General features: G+C 55.1%; 17 protein-coding genes. 8 read left to right on the forward strand and 9 right to left on the reverse strand.

Going from position 1 to position 20,180, the window contains the following annotated elements:
- Positions 1–9 precede the first annotated feature (9 nt).
- From Q9245_RS12470 to Q9245_RS12490, 5 genes are all read right to left on the reverse strand, one after another.
- Positions 10–1,911, reverse strand: a complete 1,902-nt coding sequence (locus Q9245_RS12470) for an LTA synthase family protein (protein ID WP_305897497.1) — start codon at positions 1,909–1,911, stop codon at positions 10–12.
- Positions 1,912–2,305: 394 nt separating this feature from the next.
- Positions 2,306–3,496, reverse strand: a complete 1,191-nt coding sequence (locus Q9245_RS12475) for an NAD(P)/FAD-dependent oxidoreductase (protein ID WP_305897498.1) — start codon at positions 3,494–3,496, stop codon at positions 2,306–2,308.
- A gap of 39 nt (positions 3,497–3,535) precedes the next feature.
- Positions 3,536–4,348 carry a PhzF family phenazine biosynthesis protein gene (locus Q9245_RS12480; protein ID WP_305897499.1) on the reverse strand — a complete coding sequence of 271 codons (813 nt, stop codon included), beginning with the start codon at positions 4,346–4,348 and terminating at the stop codon, positions 3,536–3,538.
- 55 nt (positions 4,349–4,403) lie between these two features.
- Entirely contained in the window at positions 4,404–5,072 is a 669-nt protein-coding gene (locus Q9245_RS12485; protein WP_305897500.1) for a response regulator transcription factor, read from the reverse strand.
- Positions 5,065–6,561: a sensor histidine kinase gene (locus Q9245_RS12490; protein ID WP_371824816.1), complete on the reverse strand. Its 1,497-nt coding sequence runs from the start codon at positions 6,559–6,561 to the stop codon at positions 5,065–5,067. Before Q9245_RS12490 ends, Q9245_RS12485 begins: the two co-directional genes overlap by 8 nt.
- Before the next feature lie 146 nt (positions 6,562–6,707).
- Here Q9245_RS12490 and Q9245_RS12495 point away from each other — a divergent pair, with 146 nt between their 5' ends.
- From Q9245_RS12495 to Q9245_RS12510, 4 genes are all read left to right on the forward strand, one after another.
- The gene (locus Q9245_RS12495; RefSeq protein WP_305897502.1) at positions 6,708–8,336 is read left to right on the forward strand and encodes an acyl-CoA synthetase; all 1,629 of its coding nucleotides are present in this window, start codon (positions 6,708–6,710) and stop codon (positions 8,334–8,336) included.
- A gap of 93 nt (positions 8,337–8,429) precedes the next feature.
- Entirely contained in the window at positions 8,430–9,806 is a 1,377-nt protein-coding gene (locus Q9245_RS12500; RefSeq protein WP_305897503.1) for a solute carrier family 23 protein, read from the forward strand.
- A 191-nt stretch (positions 9,807–9,997) separates the two neighbouring features.
- Entirely contained in the window at positions 9,998–10,948 is a 951-nt protein-coding gene (locus Q9245_RS12505) for a DegV family protein (RefSeq protein ID WP_305897504.1), read from the forward strand.
- Positions 10,949–10,965: 17 nt separating this feature from the next.
- Complete coding sequence (locus tag Q9245_RS12510) at positions 10,966–11,994, forward strand: hypothetical protein (protein WP_305897625.1); 1,029 nt, start codon at positions 10,966–10,968, stop codon at positions 11,992–11,994.
- Between the two features lie 90 nt (positions 11,995–12,084).
- Here the strand turns inward: Q9245_RS12510 and fdxA are convergent, their stop codons facing one another.
- The 4 genes from fdxA to Q9245_RS12530 all read right to left on the reverse strand — a co-directional run bounded on the left by fdxA (position 12,085) and on the right by Q9245_RS12530 (position 16,634).
- On the reverse strand, positions 12,085–12,408 hold the full coding sequence (gene fdxA, locus Q9245_RS12515) for a ferredoxin FdxA (RefSeq protein ID WP_199007787.1): 324 nt from the start codon (positions 12,406–12,408) through the stop codon (positions 12,085–12,087).
- A gap of 161 nt (positions 12,409–12,569) precedes the next feature.
- A complete protein-coding gene (gene mutS, locus Q9245_RS12520) occupies positions 12,570–15,206 on the reverse strand; it encodes a DNA mismatch repair protein MutS (RefSeq protein WP_305897505.1) in 2,637 nt (878 codons plus the stop codon).
- Positions 15,207–15,309: 103 nt separating this feature from the next.
- A complete protein-coding gene (locus tag Q9245_RS12525) occupies positions 15,310–15,939 on the reverse strand; it encodes a TIGR04282 family arsenosugar biosynthesis glycosyltransferase (protein ID WP_305897506.1) in 630 nt (209 codons plus the stop codon).
- Positions 15,936–16,634, reverse strand: a complete 699-nt coding sequence (locus Q9245_RS12530) for a TIGR04283 family arsenosugar biosynthesis glycosyltransferase (protein WP_305897507.1) — start codon at positions 16,632–16,634, stop codon at positions 15,936–15,938. The genes Q9245_RS12525 and Q9245_RS12530 overlap by 4 nt, the downstream gene beginning before the upstream one ends.
- Positions 16,635–16,762: 128 nt before the next feature.
- Here Q9245_RS12530 and Q9245_RS12535 point away from each other — a divergent pair, with 128 nt between their 5' ends.
- The 4 genes from Q9245_RS12535 to Q9245_RS12550 all read left to right on the forward strand — a co-directional run bounded on the left by Q9245_RS12535 (position 16,763) and on the right by Q9245_RS12550 (position 20,069).
- Complete coding sequence (locus Q9245_RS12535; RefSeq protein WP_305897508.1) at positions 16,763–17,857, forward strand: FAD-dependent oxidoreductase; 1,095 nt, start codon at positions 16,763–16,765, stop codon at positions 17,855–17,857.
- Between the two features lie 14 nt (positions 17,858–17,871).
- Positions 17,872–18,372, forward strand: coding sequence for a nicotinamide-nucleotide amidohydrolase family protein (locus Q9245_RS12540; RefSeq protein ID WP_305897509.1), 501 nt, complete (start codon positions 17,872–17,874; stop codon positions 18,370–18,372).
- 166 nt (positions 18,373–18,538) lie between these two features.
- Positions 18,539–19,585 (forward strand): recombinase RecA, encoded by a 1,047-nt coding sequence (recA, locus tag Q9245_RS12545; protein WP_305897510.1) that lies wholly within the window; start codon positions 18,539–18,541, stop codon positions 19,583–19,585.
- Positions 19,586–19,607: 22 nt separating this feature from the next.
- Entirely contained in the window at positions 19,608–20,069 is a 462-nt protein-coding gene (locus tag Q9245_RS12550; RefSeq protein ID WP_305897511.1) for a flavodoxin family protein, read from the forward strand.
- Positions 20,070–20,180: the final 111 nt, after the last annotated feature.

Consider the following 20,180-nt stretch of genomic DNA (forward strand, 5'->3'; position numbering starts at 1 on the left):
ATTGATGTGCTACTGTGAATTCGAATTCTGCGTAGGCAGAATTTGGGAGCGAAGGTAATAATCCATCAATCGGTGATAATCCTCTGCCCAACCAGCGTCGAATGGCCGCTTTTCTTCCGGGTTTGGCTGATTAAATAGAGGGTCATCGTCTTGCCAGGGGTAAAACAGACCGGATCTGTCGTTACTGAACGCGCCATACTTATTGATGCTGCGCTTCAGGTTGAATCCCACGTTGCTGACCCCGTGGGGGCTTAGAAGGTTCTCGCCACCCAGAGTAATATAGTCTTGGTCTGACAAGCTGTGATGATAGAGCGTGGGAAAAATATCCCGATGTGACCCGATGCGTAGAGGGTCATACCGATGGGATACGTTTTCAAGAATTGGCTCCGGCACGTGTAACAGAAATGGTACCGCATAGGTGAGGCCGTATTCTGTGGGCTCATGTATGCTCAAGTTTCGCACGCGGTGGTCGCCGGTTACCGCAATAATGGTGTTGTCGCGAAGCGTCGTTGACTGTTTGATGCCTGACATAAATTGGCCCAGCGCATCCGAGGCGTACTGGAAAGTTTCAAGCAGTACGCTGGCCTCTTCTCCTTCATATTCGGCCATCGCGGCAAACCGGTCACTGAGTTCCGTCGGCCTAGGCTCGTAGATTTCCGGTACCTGGTACGGTGAATGATTGGTGGTGGTCATAATAAAAAGCAGGGTAGGTTTGTCCGCTTCTTCCAGTACCTTGTTGGCGAACTGGAACATAAAACCATCAGGTACACCCCAGGTTCCTGAGTATTCGTCCGCTTCCGGAATGGCTTCGATGATGTCATTTTCATCATAGACGCGGTCGAATCCCTGCCTTGGCAGGTAGCTGGCCAGGTTGCGCCACATGCCATTTCCACCGTACAAAAACGCCACCTCATAGCCCGCCCGCTTGTAAGGTAGAACCGCAGAGCTCGGCAATGCGACCGTTTGGGCCGAGGAGTGGCTGATGGTCGCTACAGGGCTATGAAACAGTGTCATAACAATACTGTCGATGGTCCCGGATGTGCCCGCTAAAAAGCGCTTGAACAGAAAGTCGTCCTTGAAATGCGGGCGAAGTCGTCCTAATAAGTCGTTTTCCGGAGGGTTGTCTTCCACCAGAACATTCATGCCCATTCCCTCCATCATCGTCACAACCACATGGGGCGGATGCTCTTGGAGGTATTCGTTTTCCGGCGTGTGGTAGACCGGGGTTGGCTGGCCCAGAACTTTTTCCATCTGGGCGGTCAGTTCGGCCTCAGAAACAGGTTCAAAGCGCTGTTGTTCCTTATAATCAGAGGTTGCCCACTCCAGCGCCATGAATACGTTTGGGGTGACCATGTTGAGCGGTTTGTATTGGGAAACGCTTGCGTGATAACGCTTAAGGGGATGGCTGTCTAGAGTGCCCCGCGCCGTGACAAAAGTGGACAGAAACATGGCGACAACGGCCAGTGCGGTAACGCCCCAGTGCCAGTGCGCTCGTGGGTTAATTCGGCCCAACCGACTGCGGAGGAACCTCCGGGAGAAGAAATAGGCCAGCGCGCCGATCCCAAAAGCCACCAGAGAACCGCGTATGACAGGGTAGTCTTCCCAGATATTGACAAGCACTGCGGTGGAGTCATCTTCCCATAGGCCGAACACAAACAGATCTACATAACTGCCGTAGGTCGTGTAGTAATAGAAATTGCAGATGCAGCCAATAACATAGAGGGTGGCTATAGCGGTATGGTAGCCGATCGAAAATCTTAACCAGCGCCGGTAAGCGCCGTGAAATGCCGCGGCAACAAGGCCGCTCAACAAAAGCGGAGAATAGGCAATCGCGGTGACCTTGGCATCAAAACGCCCGCCAACAAAAAAAGCCTGCCAGATATCATCTCCAACCCCTGTTTCTGGCAACACATCCCGTATATGCAAAAAAAACAGGTAGCGTGAAACCAACAGGATGCTGAAGGAAAACAGAAAACATTTGATTAAAAAAATCGACAGCTGACGAAAGCGGGACTGGTATTTCATCTGAGAAATGGCAACACGCGTTAAGAGGAACGGATATCAACAACCGGCTCAATCACAGACTGTTGTATGTTAACGGGCCCGAACAGCAGCGACGTTATGCATAACAAGGACGTACGTCTGAGCCAATCCACAGGGTGGGGCTATTGTAGCGTGTGAGTTTGTTAGTGAACAATCCTGTGAATTACAGCGATGTTATGAGGAATGAGAGGATTCGAATGGGTTGAGGGCAAGTCTTGATTGCGACATGTGTCTGGTGATGTGCGCCAATGTTTTCGATGCTTTAAGCTGAATTTCCAGCCGCCACGCCGGAGGCCCAGGCCCATTGAAAATTGTGCCCGCCTAAATGCCCGGTTACGTCCACCACCTCTCCGATAAAGTACAGATTGGGCCGATTCAGAACTGCCATGGTCTTTGACGACAGCTGACGAGTGTCTACACCGCCCAACGTGACTTCGGCGGTTCGGTATCCTTCTGTACCGGCGGGTTTTACCGTCCAGTTTCCCAGTGTATTGGCAACCTGTTCGAGTTCCGGGTTTCGGTATTCCTGCAGCGGCTTGCTCCAGCCCTGTAATTCATTGAATGCCTGAGCAAAGCGCTTGGGCAAATGTTGGTTCAGGTACTGGGCGATGGTGGACTGAGGTTTGTGCTTGCGCAACGTAAACAGATCGTCTTGAATGTTTTGCGCTGGCAACAGGTTGATGTGTACCTCGTCGCCGGGTTGCCAATAGCTGGATACCTGCAGCATCGATGGACCACTTAGGCCGCGGTGGGTGACCAGCAACGGTTCCCTAAAATGATGGTTGTGACAATGGGCTTCCACCGGGCAGCTTATCCCAGACAATGGGGATAGTTGTTGCTTCAATTCAGGGTGCAGAGTGAAGGGCACCAAGCCTGCTCGAGTGGGCAGTACGCTCAGACCAAACTGTTTGGCAAGCTCGTAGCCAAACCCGGTTGCGCCCATGGTAGGGATAGAAAGCCCGCCGCAGGCGACTATCAGCGATTCGCAACTCAGCGCACCTGAACTGGTTTGTAGTTTGTAACCGGTCTCGGTGGGCTGCACCTGCGTGACCGACGTGGCCATGCGGATTTCTGCTCCGGCCCATTCGCATTCTGTCAGTAACACGTTGAGGATGTCTTTCGCGCTGTTTTGGCAGAACAGTTGGCCCGGGGCTTTTTCTTCATGCTCGACGCCATGGCGCTCCACCAGCTCCAGAAAATCCTGCGGCGTGTAGCGCTTCAGTGCCGAAATACAGTAATGCGGATTGTCGGAAAGAAAGTTCGATGGCGTGCTATTCAGATTGGTGAAATTACAGCGCCCGCCACCCGACATCAGAATCTTCTTGCCGGGTTTGTTGGCGTGGTCCACGACTAGCACCTTACGCCCGCGATAACCGGCAGTGGCCGCACACATCAACCCGGCAGCGCCTGCGCCGATGATGATAACGTCATAGTGTGATGAAGATACTGCCATTGCCTGCCCGCCACTGATAAAAAACCGGCGGGCAGTATATCAGTCTAAGGGCAGCTTTACGGAGCCTTCCATGAAGAAGGCGGCGTGGCCGGAAATTGCCACACGGTCGCCCCGAAGCTCGCAGTGAAGCCTGCCACCCCGTTTAGAGAGCTGCATGGCAGTTAAGGATCTTTTGTCCAATTTCTCAGCCCAGTAGGGGGTGAGCACGCTGTGAATAGAGCCAGTGACCGGGTCTTCGTCGATGCCGACACCCGGAGCAAAATAGCGGCTGACAAAATCACATTGTCCGCCCCTCGCGGTCACGATTAAGCCCTGATTGCCTAGCTGCGTGAGTAATTGAAGGTCAGGGGCTGCGGCCAGGACCTCCGCCTCAGACGCCATCACAATCATGTAATTGGTGTCGTTGGGAACAAAGAACGCTTCGTTGGGTGCTTCTGGCATCGCGGCTTTGATCAATTCAGGGGTGGCGCAGGGCTCGTAGGCGAGGTTGGGGAAGTCCAGCTCAAGAGAGTCATCCGGCCTCCGGGATACTGACAGTGGCCCGGACTTTGACTGCAATCGCACTATGTCGTGTGGCCAGGCCTGCTTATTGAACACCACCCAAGCCGCTGCCAGGGTGGCATGGCCGCACAACGGCACTTCCGATTCCGGCGTAAACCACCGAATGTGGAAGTCGGAATCTTCCCGATCGGGGGTGGGCACCAAAAACGCCGTTTCCGAAAGGTTATTTTCTTCTGCTATCGACTGCAGCACGGTGTCAGGTAGCCAGCGCTCAAGGGGCATGACCGCGGCCGGATTGCCGCCAAACAACTCGTTGGTGAACGCATCAATTTGGTAGATCGGGGTTTGCATGGTTTGTCCTGTATGTTCGGTGCACCTGGGGCTTTGGTCGTCAGGCCTGGATTCGCTAGGCGGTCACCGGTGACCGATCTTCGCGCAGCGCCTCCGGATTTAACAAACCGGCCGCAATAGCAATGCCGGTTACGTCTGGCAGCCGGTCGGCACCCAGACGTTTCATCACCCGCGCCCGGTAAAGATCGATGGTTTTCACGCTGACCCCCAGCTGTTCCGCAATTTCCCGGCTGGTGTAGCCCTGCGCCAGTGGAAGGAATACGTCGCGCTCGCGGCGGGTGAGGGTGCTGATGAGGGCTTCCGCATCGTGGCTAATAGCCACCTGGCTCTCGGATGTATTCGGGGTTTGCATCGCTTGCTGGATGCTATCCAGTAGCAGCTGTTCGTTGAACGGTTTCTCGATAAAATCGAACGCGCCGGATTTGAAAGCCCGGACGACAATGGGCACGTCCGCGTGACCGGAGACAAAGATAATCGGCACTTCAATGTCGCGTTTTTGCAGTTCTTCCTGAACATTCAGACCGCCGAGCCCGGGCATGCGAATATCCAGCACCACACAGTCGGGACGGTTCTCGTTGACCTCGTTCAGAAACTGTCGGCCATCGCTGAACGCCTTAACCTGAAGCCCGACTGACTCAAGCAGCCACTGAGTTGATTCCAGCATGCCTGCATCATCGTCTACGACGAACACGGTGTTGGTTGCAGCGGACGTGAGTTCAGGCATTGAAAGGCTCCTGTTTGTGTGTGGGGTTGGTGTTTGGGGTGTTCGGGAAGCGGCAAATCAGCGACAGTCCGCCCGTCTCAGCGGGCAGGGCATCGAGAAATCCGCCAAAGCCCTCAATAATAGAGCGGCTCATGGAAAGCCCCAAGCCAAGTCCTTTGGGTTTGCTGGTGTAGAACGGCTGGAACATCTGTCGAATCCCTTCCTCGTCGAGGCCGGGGCCTTCGTCGGTTACCACAATCAGGGTCTCATGGTGATCATTGATCAGGGTGCTGACCAGAATGCGTGAAGATCTGGTTTCTGTTTGCTTGTCGCACGCATCAACGTTCGCTTCGATACCATTTCGAATCAGGTTGATCAGTACTTGTTCCAGCAGTATCGGGTCTGCAGTAACAACCGGATCCTCATGGGCAAGCTGCCTCAAGATCTTTACGCCATGTTTATCTGCCTCCCATTGGCACAGGCGGGAGACGTCGGAGATAACCGTGTTGAGTGCCACTGGCCCCATGCTTTTCTTGCCTTTACGCAAGAACGCGCGCAGCCGCTTGATCACTTCGGATGCGCGGTTAGCGTGGTGAACGATTTTTTGAAGGCCATCATCCACTTTTGACAATTGCTCCGGATGCTGGTCGCGCTTTCTGAGAAAGCGTTGGCTGGCGCTGGCGAAGTTTACGATGGAGGCCAGTGGCTGGTTCATCTCATGTGCAATGCTTGAAGCCAGTTCCCCAAGGGTGGCTAGCCGAGCAGTGTGGGCCAGTTCGTCGGCCAGCAGGCGGTTTTGTTCTTCTGATTCTATTCGGGCGGTGATGTCCCGGGACACACTGATCACTTCCACCACGGCGCCCGTGTAGGTTTCTCGAATGGCGCGGCTGGCAATCTCCAGCCATCGCCGGGCACCGTTCTTATGGGTGATCTGGAGGGTCATGGTGGCGTAGCCGTCGTCTCGAAGTTTTTGTCGGGTTTCGGCAAATAAGGTATCCGTTTGATGACCGCTGAAAATGTCTTCCAAACGTTGCCCGCGTAATTCTTCGGGCCAATAACCCAACAAGCGCCAAGATGCTGGCGTAGCGTCGATAAACCGGCCGTCCGGCGCATGCCGTGAAATCAGGTCGGTGGTGTTTTCGGTGATCAGCCGGTAGAGGCGGCTTGAGCGGGTGGCTTCTTCCTGGGTGAGGATGTCGGTTGTGGCATCTCGGCCGCGAATCAAAACCTGTTGAGTGTCTGCGTCCGGAATGAAACACCATAGCAAAATGACGCTACCGATCCTGGATTCAACCTGATCGATGGCCCGATTCTGGCTCAATGCCGATTTGATAAGTGCGTTTGTATTGATGGGCAAGACCTCATCGTATTGCCCAGCCTTTGTTGCCCGAAGGGATTGCGCCGCCGGATTTGCCGCGAGCACTTGTGCATGAGCATCTACAATAAGAGACGGGCTTGGATCTTGCGGGAGCAATTGCACGAATCCCTTTGTGGTTGAGGAATTATTCATAAGTATAGAATATACCCTATAATACGATGGTAGAATTCCTAGCAATAATTCTGTAATCTACCATTTGAACAATCGAAAGAATAACTAGTCTAACCTTTCCACCGTAGACGACATAAAAATAACACCCGAATATGAGGACCACACACATGACTTCGATCTTTGATGACGGCCTTGCGCCACGGGACGCGAACTACGCGGTCCAATCGCCTATTGATTTCATCGAACGTACCGCCAGCGTTTATCCGAACTATCCCGCCATCATTCACGGCGCTATTCGCCGGAACTGGGCAGAAACGTACGATCGGTGCCGGCGTTTGGCCTCGGCCCTGAAAGGTCGTGGTATTCACCGGGGCGATACGGTCGCGGTCATGTTGCCGAATATCCCGGCTATGGTGGAGTGCCATTTTGCTGTACCGATGATCGGCGCGGTGTTGAATACCCTGAACGTTCGGCTTGATGCTGACGCGATCGGCTTCATGCTGGAACACGGCGAAGCGAAAGTCGTGATTGCGGACCGCGAGTTCGGCCAAGTGATCAAGGATGCCGTCAGTGGATTGAAAAACAAGCCGCTGGTGATCGATGTCGACGACCCGGAATACGGTGAAGGTGTTCAGGTTAGCGATCTGGATTACGAAGCCTTCCTGCAAGAGGGGGATCCCGAGTTTCAGTGGAGTTTCCCTGCGGATGAATGGGACGCGATCTCCCTGAATTACACCTCCGGTACCACCGGTAACCCGAAAGGCGTGGTCTATCACCATCGCGGCGCCTACGTTAACGCGTTGGGTAACCAGGCGGTTTGGTCTATGGGGATGCACCCGGTGTATCTCTGGACACTGCCAATGTTCCACTGCAATGGCTGGTGTTTCCCGTGGACCATCACGGCTATGGCCGGTACCCATGTTTGCTTGCGCCGGGTTGACCCGGAAAAAATTCTGCAGTTGATTCGTGATCATCAGGTTACCCATATGTGTGGCGCGCCGATCGTGCTCAACGCATTGCTGAACGCCTCGCCCGAAGCCAAAGCGGGCATCGATCACGAAGTGAAGTCTATGACAGCCGGTGCTGCGCCCCCCGCTCAGGTTATTGGCGCGATCGAAGAGCTTGGTATCAAGGTCACTCACGTTTACGGCTTGACCGAAGTGTATGGCCCCGTGACCGTGTGTGCTTGGAAATCCGAGTGGGACGAACTGCCGCTGGATGAGCGTGCCAAGCTGAAAGCGCGTCAGGGTGTTCGTTATCACACCATGGGCGGAACCATGGTGGGTGACCCGAATACCATGGAGCCGGTACCCAAAGATGGCAAAACCATCGGTGAGATTTTCCTGCGCGGTAACACCGTGATGAAAGGGTACCTGAAGAACCCGACAGCGACGGAAGAAGCGTTCCGTGGTGGCTGGTTCCATACCGGTGACCTGGCGGTCTGGCACGAAGACGGTTACCTGGAAATCAAGGATCGTCTCAAAGACATCATTATTTCCGGTGGCGAGAATATTTCCACCATCGAGGTGGAAGACACTCTGTACCGGCATCCCGCTGTGATGGAAGCGGCCGTTGTCGCGCGGCCTGATGAAAAATGGGGCGAAACACCTTGTGCGTTCGTGACCCTGAAGCCAGAAGCCGGAGATGTCTCTGAAGACGACATCATCAGCTTCTGCCGCGAACATCTGGCTCGCTTCAAGGTGCCCAAAACGGTGATATTCACTGATCTGCCCAAGACCTCGACCGGCAAAATCCAGAAGTTTGTGCTTCGGGATCAGGCCAAAGAGCTGAACTGATCAGACCATAAGCTGCGCCGCCCGGCGCAGCCAAACCTCAACACAAAAACAACATGAGTTGGCGCCCGTTACGGTGTGCCCGGAGGTATTGTTATGCAACTTTTACAGAGAAAAAATGGCGAAGAGCAGCCGTACTGGCCGGCTGGCCCCTTCAAGGTTCGATTGCCTTTTGTTCACTATCGGTGGGAATTCGCGGAGATGGTGCAGGCTTTGATCATGTTCGTGGTCAGTCTTGCCATGATTCCACTCCTTGAAAAATATCTGGGCGTTCCCTACGACGTAGCCTTGGCCTACGTGGTGATCTGCGGCATCGGTTTCATGCTGCCTGCGTTGTTGGGTGTGCCGCTGGTACCGGGCTGGATTACGCCGGGGATCCCTGTGGTGCTGTTGTTCCTGTCGGATTACGAGCCCGGCCCCGAAGCCATTCAGGCGTTGTTTGCGCTGCAGTTTCTGGTATTCCTGATCTTCCTGATCCTGGGTGTGACTCGCCTCGGCAGTAAACTGGTGGAGTGGATACCCCGTTCCATGAAAGGCGGCATCATCATTGGCGCCGGTATCGCGGCTCTAATGGGCGAAATTGAAGCGGGTGGACGACTGGCCAATACGCCGATCTCACTGATTGTCGGTGGTTTGGTGTGTCTGTACCTGATGTTCTCGGTTTCGTTCAAAGGTTTTGTCGACAAGAGTGCACTGGCCCGCAAGATTGCCAATTACGGCATGGTGCCGGGTATGGTTGTGGCGATTCTGGTGGGCTTTGCGACCGGTGAATACGACGTGCCGGATGTGCAGTGGGGGATCACCAAGCCCGCGTTTGATCAGCTTTGGAACTACCTGCCATTCACCGTTGGCTTTCCGGATATGAATGTCTTCTTGTATGCCATTCCGACGGCGGTGATTGCCTACGTTATCGCGTTTGGCGACATAGTAGTGGGGCAGTCGTTGATGAGTCGTGTGGATCATCTGCGAAAAGATGAGGACATCGATAACAGCATTGATCGGGCTCACCTCGTGACTGCACTTCGTAATGGTGGCCACGCATTCTTCGCACCGTATCCCGGCCTGGCTGGCCCGATCTGGACGGCCGTCACCGCCACCATGGCTGAGCGCTACAAGTATGGCCGTAATGCGATGGATTCCATCTACAGCGGTGGCGGTACTTTTTGGATTACCGGCTTCATTGCTCTGTTTGTACTGCCTTTGGTGAGCTTCTTTCAGCCAGTATTGCCAATCGCCTTGTCGTTGACTCTGTTGCTGACCGGTTACATCTGTTTGATGGTGGGCCTTGAGCAGCTTGAGAACAACACCGAGCGCGGCATTGCCGGCACCATGGGCGTAGTGCTCGCGGTTTACGGTGCAGGCTGGGGATTGGCGACCGGTGCTGTGTTGTATTTCCTGATCGAGCGTACCCGCCTGCTGGGCTTCACCTCGGATCCGGAAGCACCCGGCGCTGAAGTAGCCGACGAACACTGATCCTGGCGCCGTTGCTATCAACGGCGGCATCAACCCCTGTGTGTCCTTGGGAGGCCTTCGTGCCTCCCTTTTTTTTTGGCCCCTTCTGGCGGCTGCATTGTTGTTATGCCTGTGTGACACTACCTCCCTTAAAATAATGATAAGAAAAGGCATGCCGTGATCAAGGTAGCCTGAATCTGGAGGTGTGTAGTATGCGCGTTGGCTTAATTGTTGATTCAGCCTGTGATTTGCCCCATGAATTTGCCACCAAACACGATCTGTTTATTCTGCCGGTAACCGCCATCATTAATGGCGAGACCTACATAGATACTCACGATCCGGCATTGACTCAGCAGTTTTATAAGAGTGGCCTGTTGGAAAAAGGGCACCATGCCGAAACAGAAGCTTTTTCGGTTAAACAGATTCACGATCTGTTTATGGAAAAGATCGTCACTGAATACGATATCGCCATTTGTGAAACCGTTACGCGCAGTCGCAGCCAGATTTATCAAAATGCCAGTGATGCAATGCACTCGGTCATGGCGAACTACCAGGTTGCCCGTGAGGCATCCGGTCGGCCGGGCAAGTTTTCCATGCGGGTCATTGATAGCAAGCAGATTTTTGCGGGCCAAGGGTTGTTAGCGGCTCATACGCTAAAACGAATAGAGCAAAAAGCCTCCAAAAATGCCTTGAAATACGAAGTTGAAACGTTTGCAGATAATATTTACACCTGTGTTATTCCGCGGGATATCCACTACATTCGCGAACGAGCCCGACGTCGAGGCGATAAAAGTGTTTCGGCCGTTGCTGCGTTTTTGGGGAAGGCTTTAAATCTGACTCCCGTGATTTTCGGGCAAGGGGCGGAAGGTAAGCCGGTGGCGAAAACCTTTAATTTCGATGTGGCCGTCGAGAGAGTCATGAATTATGCCATCGCCCGCATTGAAGCGGGGTTGCTAACGCCCTACCTGAGCATGTCCTGTGGGTTAAGCTGGGATGAAATCGAAGCACTGCCGGGGCTGGATCGTCTTCGCGAAACCTGCGAGCGTAATAATGTAGAGTTGTTGCTGTCGCAAATGGGCATTACCAGTTCGATATATGTCGGCCCGGGAAGCATCTGCCTGTGTTTGGCGGCCGAACCCCATGAATTTCAGGACTACCAGTAATAATGGATGACACCCCTATGACCAAATCTACGCCAGATCTAGCCGACAAGCTCTTTGAGGCCCACGTTAAACATGAGTTGTCGTCTCTGAAAGGCGCAAAGCTGACCAGGTTTCTGGAAACCGAAGTGGATGAGCTGCTTGATCACGCAGGCACCGTTACGCTGGAACAGCTCGTCAGCGCGGAGCAGGTGATGGGGGTGATTCGTCGTGTTGTGGTGAACATGGAGCTGGACGCAGGCATACCGGAACTGGCGGGTGAAATGGCTGCGAAGGTGACCAATGCACCGGTGCAGGCCGACACCACGTTGGGCGAAATACTGTCGCGAGAACAAGCTGCCGCTTTTGTGGAGGAGGCACTGGAGCTCCGACAGCAGCGCGAACGCTTTATTGCTGAAATTATGGCGCACCCGGTTTACCAGGAGCTTGTCTCTAATGTGGTGTACCACGGTCTGGTCAATTATCTTTACGAAGATAACTTGTTGACCCGCTCCGTGCCGGGTGTCGGTTCGATGATGAAGTTTGGCAAGAAGGTGGCCAACAAAGCCGTGCCGGGTTTGGATGAAACCTTCGAACGGCGCATCAAGGCCTGGTTGTCTGATAGCTTGCCAGGGTTAATAACCCGAAGTGAGCAGTTTCTGCAGAAAGCCCTGACGGACGACGAACTTCGGGACAGTGTGATGGCGGCCTGGGTTTCAGTCGAGGGCACCACGATCGCGGAGTTGAACGAGGGTTTGGGTGACGTACGGCTTCAGGAATTTGTGGTGCTGGGTTACGAGTTTTGGCTGAGTTTCCGGAAAACGCCGTATTTCGAAGGGTGTGCAGCCGCTGTGGTGGAACATCTCTACGAGAAATATGGCAGCGTGCCAGTTTTGGATTTGTTGCAGGATTTAGGGGTCACTCGTGAAGTGATCGTGACCGAACTCAAGGAGCTCATTCTGCCTATGGTGGATGTCTTGCGAGCGGAGGGTTATCTGGAAGCTTTGTTGCGAAGACGGCTGGGCGCGTTTTATCGCTCAGCGGCGGCCAGGAAGTTGCTGGCAGAATAGCTGTCAGCGGCAGGCGGGTTTCCTCAGCACACAAAAAAGGCCGGAAGACATTCATCTTCCGGCCTTTTTTGTGTGGGGTACCGGCTGGAATCAGCGCTCCAGATACTGAAGCTTGTCGGTTTTTCCGTCCCATTCTTCCGCGTCTGGCAGCGGGTCTTTCTTTTCAGTGATGTTCGGCCACTTGCCAGCGAGATCGGCGTTGATCTCTACGAAAGCTTCCTGGCCCGCAGGCAGTTCGTCTTCCGAGAAGATAGCTTCTGCCGGGCACTCTGGTTCGCACAGGGCACAGTCAATGCACTCGTCCGGGTCGATAACCAGAAAGTTGGGGCCTTCGTAGAAGCAGTCTACCGGGCAGACTTCTACACAGTCGGTGTATTTGCACTTGATGCAGTTATCAGTAACGATAAACGCCATAGTCGGATCCCTGGTTCGTAGAACAATCAATCTCATCAGGAGCTCGGTAAAATCGGCCCCATTCTTAATTTATGCGCGATATTGTAGGGAGCGCCCTTGCCAGCCGCAAGCCTCAGACCGCTATAACCTTATTACTTAGGTCAAGTTAGCGTTTATTCCCGCTAGTTTCTCAGCAACGCTTTGAGTTCGTACAGCTGATTGAGCGCGTCTCGCGGGCTCAGGCCGTCAACATCCAGCTTCTGCAAAGCCCGTTCAACATCGCTGGGTTCCATGCTGGCGAACATGTCGCTCTGGAACGCGCCGTGGTCAGAGGCGCTTGGTGCCGGAGCTTGGACGGGGGCAGGCTCGGATTTCCGAATCTCCGCCGCCGGGGCGGCGCTGCCTTCCAGATGCGCCAGCTGGGTTTTTGCGTGTTGAATAACGTCTTGAGGTACACCCGCAAGCTTGGCAACTTGAAGGCCGTAGCTCTGGCTTGCCGGGCCGTCATGGACGTTGTGCAGGAACACGATGCTGTCGTCGTGCTCGGTTGCTGTCAGGTGCACGTTGACGGCGTGCTCCAGGTCTTCGGCCAACTGAGTCAGCTCAAAGTAATGGGTCGCGAACAAGGTGTAGCACCGGATTTCTTTGGCCAGGTGTTCAGCGGTGGCCCAGGCCAGTGACAAGCCATCAAAGGTGCTGGTGCCTCGGCCTACTTCGTCCATCAGCACCAGGCTGTGTTCGGTAGCGTTGTGCAGGATGTTAGCCGTTTCCGTCATTTCCACCATAAAGGTGGAGCGACCGCCGGCAATGTCATCCGATGACCCCATACGAGTGAAAATACGGTCAACCGGACCGAGCACAGCGCGGTCAGCGGGCACGAAACTGCCGGTATAGGCGAGCAGTGCAATCAGCGCAGCCTGGCGCATATAGGTCGATTTACCGCCCATGTTCGGGCCGGTGATGACCAGCATGCGACGCTTGTCGTCGATCAGCAGGTTGTTTGGCACGAACGGTTCATCCAACAGCTGCTCGACCACCGGATGGCGGCCCTCCTCGACGGTGAAGCCGGGTTCGTCGGTAAACTCCGGTGCCGTGAAGCGCAAGCTGGTGGCGCGCTCGGCAAAGTTGCTCAGTACGTCGAGTTCGGCCAGAGCCTGAGCGGCGTCCTGAAGTGGCGCCAATTGCTCGGCCACGGCTTCCAGAACTTCGTCGTATAGGCCCTTTTCCCGGGCCAGGGCGCGGCTCTTGGCGCTCAAGGCTTTATCTTCGAACTCTTTCAGCTCTGGGGTAATAAAGCGTTCCGCGTTTTTCAGGGTCTGGCGCCGGATATAGTCTGCCGGCGCCTGATCTGACTGGGCACGGCTGATTTCGATGTAGTAACCGTGTACCCGGTTATAACCTACTTTCAGGGTGCTGATGCCGGTGCGTTCGCGCTCTCGGGTTTCCACGTCGAGCAGGTACTGGCCCGCGTTCTCACTGATGTTACGTAGCTCGTCCAGTTCCGCATCAAAACCTTCGCGAATCACGCCGCCATCACGAATCACCACCGGTGGGTTCTCGATAATGGAATGTTCAAGCAGATAAGCCAGTTCAGGGTACTCACTGACCGTGTTCGCCAGATGCGAAATGTGATCCGATTGAACGGCTTTCAGGGTTTCCTGAAGGTCGGGCAGGGCCTGAAAGGCGTCTCGCAGGCGCGCAAGGTCTCTCGGCCGCGCGGATCGCAGGGCAACGCGGGCAAGAATTCGCTCAATGTCACCAACACGCTTGAGTAGATCGTGAGTCGGCTCGTAGTGGAAACCGTCCAGTAGTGCTGCAACTGCCTGTTGACGCTGGCGGACTACATGGATGTCACGCAGGGGCCGGTTGAGCCATCGGCGCAGCTCCCGGGCACCCATGGGGGTAGCGGTGCGATCCATCACCCAGGCGAGGGTGTATTGGTGGCCGCCCATCAGGTTGGTATCGATTTCCAGATTCCGGCGGCTCGCCGCATCCAGAATCACCGCTTCTTCCCGGCGTTCCCGGGTCAGCTTGCGAATGTGGGGCAGGGCGGTGCGTTGGGTCTCGCGCGCGTACTGAAGCAAACAGCCGGCGGCGCAAACGGCTAGGTGCAGATCTTCGCAGCCAAAGCCGGTGAGATCTTTTACCTGCAACTGCTGGGTGATGATCCTGTGTGCGGTGTCCATTTCGAACAGCCATGGGCCTTGTCGGCGCACACCGGTGAAGCCTTCAAGAATCTCGCCGTAGGGGAAATCTTCGCTGATCAGTATTTCTGCGGGCCGCAGGCGCTGAAGTTCGCCCTGCAGGGCTTCCAGGCTATCAAGCTCAGACACCGCAAACCGGCCGCTTGAAATATCCAGCGAGGCAAAGCCGAACTGCTCTTTGTGGCTGAAGATGGCGGCTAGCAAGTTGTCTCTGCGGTCTTCCAGAAAGGCTTCGTCGCTGAGGGTGCCCGGCGTAACAATGCGGACAACCTGGCGTTCTACCGGGCCTTTACTGGTGGCGGGGTCGCCGATTTGTTCAGCAATCGCAATGGACTGGCCCGCCCGAACCATGCGCGCGATGTAGCCTTCCGCTGCGTGAAACGGTACGCCCGCCATCGGGATAGGGTTGCCACCGGATTGGCCTCGGGCGGTCAGGGTGATGTCCAGAAGCTCGGCGGCTTTCTTGGCATCGTCGTAAAACAGCTCGTAAAAGTCCCCCATGCGGTAAAACACCATCTCATTGGGGTGTTCACCTTTGATTTTGAGGTACTGCTGCATCATGGGGGTGTGCTTGGGAGATTCCTGCTTGGCCGGGTTCTTCGCGGATGCCGTCATATGTCCTCGGTAACTGGGGGGCAATCGTGTAAAAGGTTGGGATGTTACCACGAGCCGCTGTGGGCTCGAAGTTCCTTTCCGGGTGATTCTGATTAAACGTCGTTTAGTCGCTCGGAGAAATCAGCTCGGGGTGGTTTTGACTGAGGTGAAGGAGGTCTTCCGGTTCGTCCACGTCCTGTAGATACTTGCTTTCGTAGCATGTCCAGCCGAGCGCTCTGGCTCTGTTCCGGGTGATCGGTGCAACGTCCGCTGTGCTCCAGGGGATATCGGTAAACAACGTGTGAGAAAATTGCCGTAAGCCAATCAACGCATAACCACCATCAGTGACTGGACACAAGCAGCAATCGTAGCTTTGCAGCGATTGCGCCAGCGCTTTGAGCTGATCGGCATCAAGGTCTGGGCAGTCGGTGCCGATGATCAGTACGGCTGTACTCTGAGCCAGGCCATTCCGAGCAGCGGCTGCCATGCGGGCGCCCAGATCGCCCTCCACTTGTGAGAAGCGCTCGCAGCGTTCCGCTCCCGGAAGTTCTTGCCAATAGCGGGCCGACGGATCCGGTGTGATGTGCAGTTCAACCGGTCCCAGATCGGCGGCCAAAGCTTGTTGCAGCGTTCTCTGAAACAATCGGTCGGCCAGGGCCGCAGCGTGCTGCTCGCCCAGAGCTGGAATCAGCCGGGTTTTGGCACGACCGGGCCGGGGTTCCTTGGCCATGATAAGGATTCGAACAGGCTTCATCGGTAACGCTCTGCCAGTTGTTGGGCAGGAATGCCGCGCCAGTATGCCCACCGAAGTTGCCACATGAGCAGGATGGTTGGCCAGCTGCCGCGGGTGTCCCACCTTCGGCCGGAGGTGATCACTTTATGCCGAAGGCAAACAGGGCGACAGAGTTGCTTCAACCGTTTGCTCATCTCGATGTCTTCCATCAACGGCTGTTCAGGAAATCCGCCGGTTTGATTAAACAGTTCCCGGCTCATGAACAAGGCTTGGTCTCCGGTCGCAATACCGCTGAATCTCGAGCGCCAGTTCATCAAGGTTGCGATAACGGGCAGCATTTTGGAGCGCCCTTCAATCACCACATCAAAACGTCCCCACGCCGGGCCTGTGGAACTAAATATGCGAGCCAGAACGTGATCGGCATTGTCCGGTAGCCGCGTGTCGGCATGTAGAAAAAGCAAACGTTCTGCGTGGCTGGCGTGCGCGCCGGCGTTCATCTGGTTGGCACGGCCGGCTGGAGCAGTGATGACGTTGAATCCTCTTTCGCGAGCTATTGCTACGGTTTGGTCGGTGCTGCCGCCATCAACTATGACTACTTCGGCTCCCCGTTGGTGCCAATGGGTTAAATGCACCATTAGCTCGGTTAATACCGCCGCTTCGTTCAGCACTGGTACGATGATGGCGAGCTCAGGTTGAACCGTGGTGGTGCGTGGCACGTAGATCAAATGCTCCGTAACATGTCCGGGGGCGGGTCATAAACGATAACCTTGTTATCTAACCAGATGGAGTCGCACTTGAGAACACCTTTGTTTGTACTGTGTCGCTGCCAATCCTCGGAGTCACTATGAAACGACTGGTTTTGATGGGGGCCGGGCACGCACATCTGATCGTCTTGAAGCAATGGCTGTCGGCCCCGCTGAAAGACGTGGAGTTGGTGCTGGTTACGCCCTCAGCGTGGCAATACTACTCGGGTATGTTGCCCGGAGGGGTTGCCGGGCACTATTCCGTTGATCAATGCCGAATTGATGCCCGATCGCTGGCTCTGGCGGCGGGTGCCAGGGTTGTGCTGGGCAGTGTGATCGAAGTGCGGGCGGATAAAAAGCAGGTTCGGCTGACGGACGGCGATCTGCTGGATTACGACTGGCTATCGATCGACATCGGTGCGACAACCAATCTTGAAAGCCTGCGGGGGTACGCTGGCACGCTGCTTAGTATTAAGCCTCTGGGGCAGTTTCATCAGCAGTGGTCACGACACCATGAACGTTCGGGTGCCAAGGGCGCGCACATAGCACTGGTGGGAGGTGGTGCTGCGGGGGCCGAACTGGCGATGGCCGTCGCACATGCCGGGCGAGCGGGTGCGACAGCGCCGGCCAAGGTAAGTTTGATAACCGGTAATCAGGGGCTTTTGCCGGATTTTCGTCCGCGCATCCGTAAGTTGGCCCACAACAAGCTGGCAGCACTGGGCATAGAGGTGGTTGAGCAGCGTGCGGAAGCGGCGGGCCATGATCTGGTCCTGACTGACGGCGTGACTATGCGCCCGGATCTGGTTATGGCTGCAACCGGTTCAGAGGCTTTTTCCTTTCTGGCAACAAGCGGGTTGGCGGTGGACGCCCAAGGGTTTGTGTTGGTGAATGAGCATCAACAAAGCCTCTCCCATCCGGAAGTGTTTGCTGCAGGCGATGTCTGCAGTCGTTTGGATCAATCACTAAACCGGTCGGGTGTGCACGCGGTTCGCACGGCACCGGTGCTGGCGGCGAATCTGCGCGCCGCGACAGAATCGGGTGAATTCACGGCCTTTCAGCCGCGAACCAATACGTTGTACCTTCTTTCTTGTGGCGACAAAACCGCGATAGGCAGTTACGGCCCGTTCGCTTTTTCCGGGCAGTGGGTCTGGCGTTTGAAAGACAAAATTGATCGCAGGTTTGTGGGTGGTTTCTAATGGGAGATAGAGCGATGCAGGCATCAGATCTGGCGCTTGAACAGGCCGGTAATGCGCTGGCCGAGCTGCTGGAGCAGCAGGGGCGAACGATGGCGACCGCCGAGAGTTGCACCGGTGGCTGGGTGGCCAAAGTTTTGACCGATAGGGCGGGTTCTTCGGCGTATTTGATGGCAGGACTGGTGACCTACAGCAACGAATCCAAGCAGGCCATTCTTGGCGTAGAGGCCTCTTCGTTGGATGCGTATGGTGCTGTGAGTGAAGTGGTGGTCCGCCAGATGGTTGCCGGTGCGATCAGAGTTGCAGGTGTCGATGTGGCCGTGGCAATCAGTGGCATTGCCGGCCCCGGGGGTGGCAGCGAGTCAAAGCCTGTTGGTACTGTCTGGTTTGCATGGGGAACCGGAGACGGGAGAGTGGAGGCCAGCGTGAAACGTTTTGATGGTGACCGTGAACAGGTGCGGCGCCAGGCGGTTTTGTATGTCCTGCAAGGGGTTACGAAGTTTCTACGAAAGCTGTGATGTTTTTCGCTTGAGCGGGGGTTGGTCTCTGCCAACGCTTATGTTTTAATACTGTTCAAATATACAGGAAAAGCGCTGGATAGCTTCCAGTTCTTTCTTTCGAATATCGGTGCTGACCACAAACGTTTTCAGGGTCGGCCGCGCAGGTAAACAAGGTGAGGCAATAATGGAAGATAACCGCAAGAAAGCACTCAGCGCAGCATTGGGCCAGATTGAGCGTCAGTTCGGCAAAGGTGCCGTGATGAAAATGGGTGACCAGCCCCGCGAAGCCATCCCTGCGGTATCTACCGGTTCCCTGGGGTTGGATGTGGCTTTGGGTATAGGTGGCTTGCCTTATGGCCGGATTGTTGAAATTTACGGCCCGGAAAGCTCCGGTAAAACCACCCTGACCCTGCAGGTTATCGCAGAAGCCCAGAAGCAGGGCAAAACCTGCGCCTTTATCGATGCCGAGCATGCACTGGACCCAATCTACGCTGAAAAACTGGGGGTCAATGTAGACGATCTGCTGGTGTCACAGCCGGATACTGGCGAGCAGGCTCTGGAAATTGCCGATATGCTGGTGCGTTCCAACGCCATCGACGTGATCATTGTTGACTCGGTGGCGGCTTTGACGCCGAAGGCTGAAATTGAAGGCGAGATGGGTGACAGCCATGTGGGTCTTCAGGCGCGCCTGATGTCTCAAGCGCTGCGTAAGCTAACGGGTAACGTCAAGCATGCGAACTGTCTGATGGTGTTCATTAACCAGATTCGTATGAAGATCGGTGTCATGTTCGGTAGCCCCGAAACCACAACCGGTGGTAACGCGCTGAAATTCTATTCGTCTGTACGTCTGGATATTCGCCGTATTGGTGCGGTCAAAGACGGTGACGAAGTCGTCGGTAACGAAACCCGTGTTAAAGTTGTTAAGAACAAGGTGTCTCCGCCCTTCAGGCAGGCCGAGTTCCAGATCATGTACGGTAAGGGCATCTACCACATGGCTGAGGTGCTTGATATGGGCGTGAAGGAAGGCTTTGTTGATAAAGCGGGTGCCTGGTATGCCTACAATGGCGACAAAATCGGTCAGGGCAAGGCAAATGCCTGCAAATACCTGGAAGAGCATTTGGATGTGGCCCAGGAGATCGAGGCCAAAGTCCGCGACAAGCTAATGCCTAAGCCTGTGAAGAAAGAAGAGGTTGAGGCGGCACCGGCAGAGGCAAACGGCGAACTGCTTTAATCACAAGTGTAGGAGGTGAGTTATGAAACGGCTGCTTATTGTGGCTCATGCCCCATCTCCGAATACTTTGCGGTTGCGGGAGGCCGTTGCCAGCGGCGCCCGCCATCCGGATATTGAAACCGTTGAGGTGGTTGTAAAAGCGCCACTGGAAGCGGGGCCCGAGGATGTGCTGGCTTGTGATGCCATCATTCTCGGTACCACCGAAAACCTCGGCTATATGTCGGGAGCCCTCAAAGATTTCTTCGATCGAAGTTATTACCCCTGCCTTGAAGAGACCCAAGGTCTCCCTTTCGCTTTTTATATTCGTGCCGGGCACGATGGCACGGGCACGCGACGAGCCATAGAAAGTATCACCACAGGATTGCGGTGGAAGTTGGTTAACGAACCATTGACCTGTCGTGGCGAATACAAAGAAGAGTTTGCCGAACAGTGTGAAGAGTTAGGCATGTATGTTGCCGCCAGCCTGGATGCAGGCCTGGTGTAATGCCATCAGACAGTGCCAATTGGATAAAACCGGAAGTGATAGGCGACAGTCAGCAGCGCAACCACTACAATGCAGGGTTGTTTTTACTATTTGAAATCGACCTCGACGGGT

The organism is Marinobacter sp. MDS2 (assembly GCF_030718085.1).
Lineage (GTDB): Bacteria > Pseudomonadota > Gammaproteobacteria > Pseudomonadales > Oleiphilaceae > Marinobacter.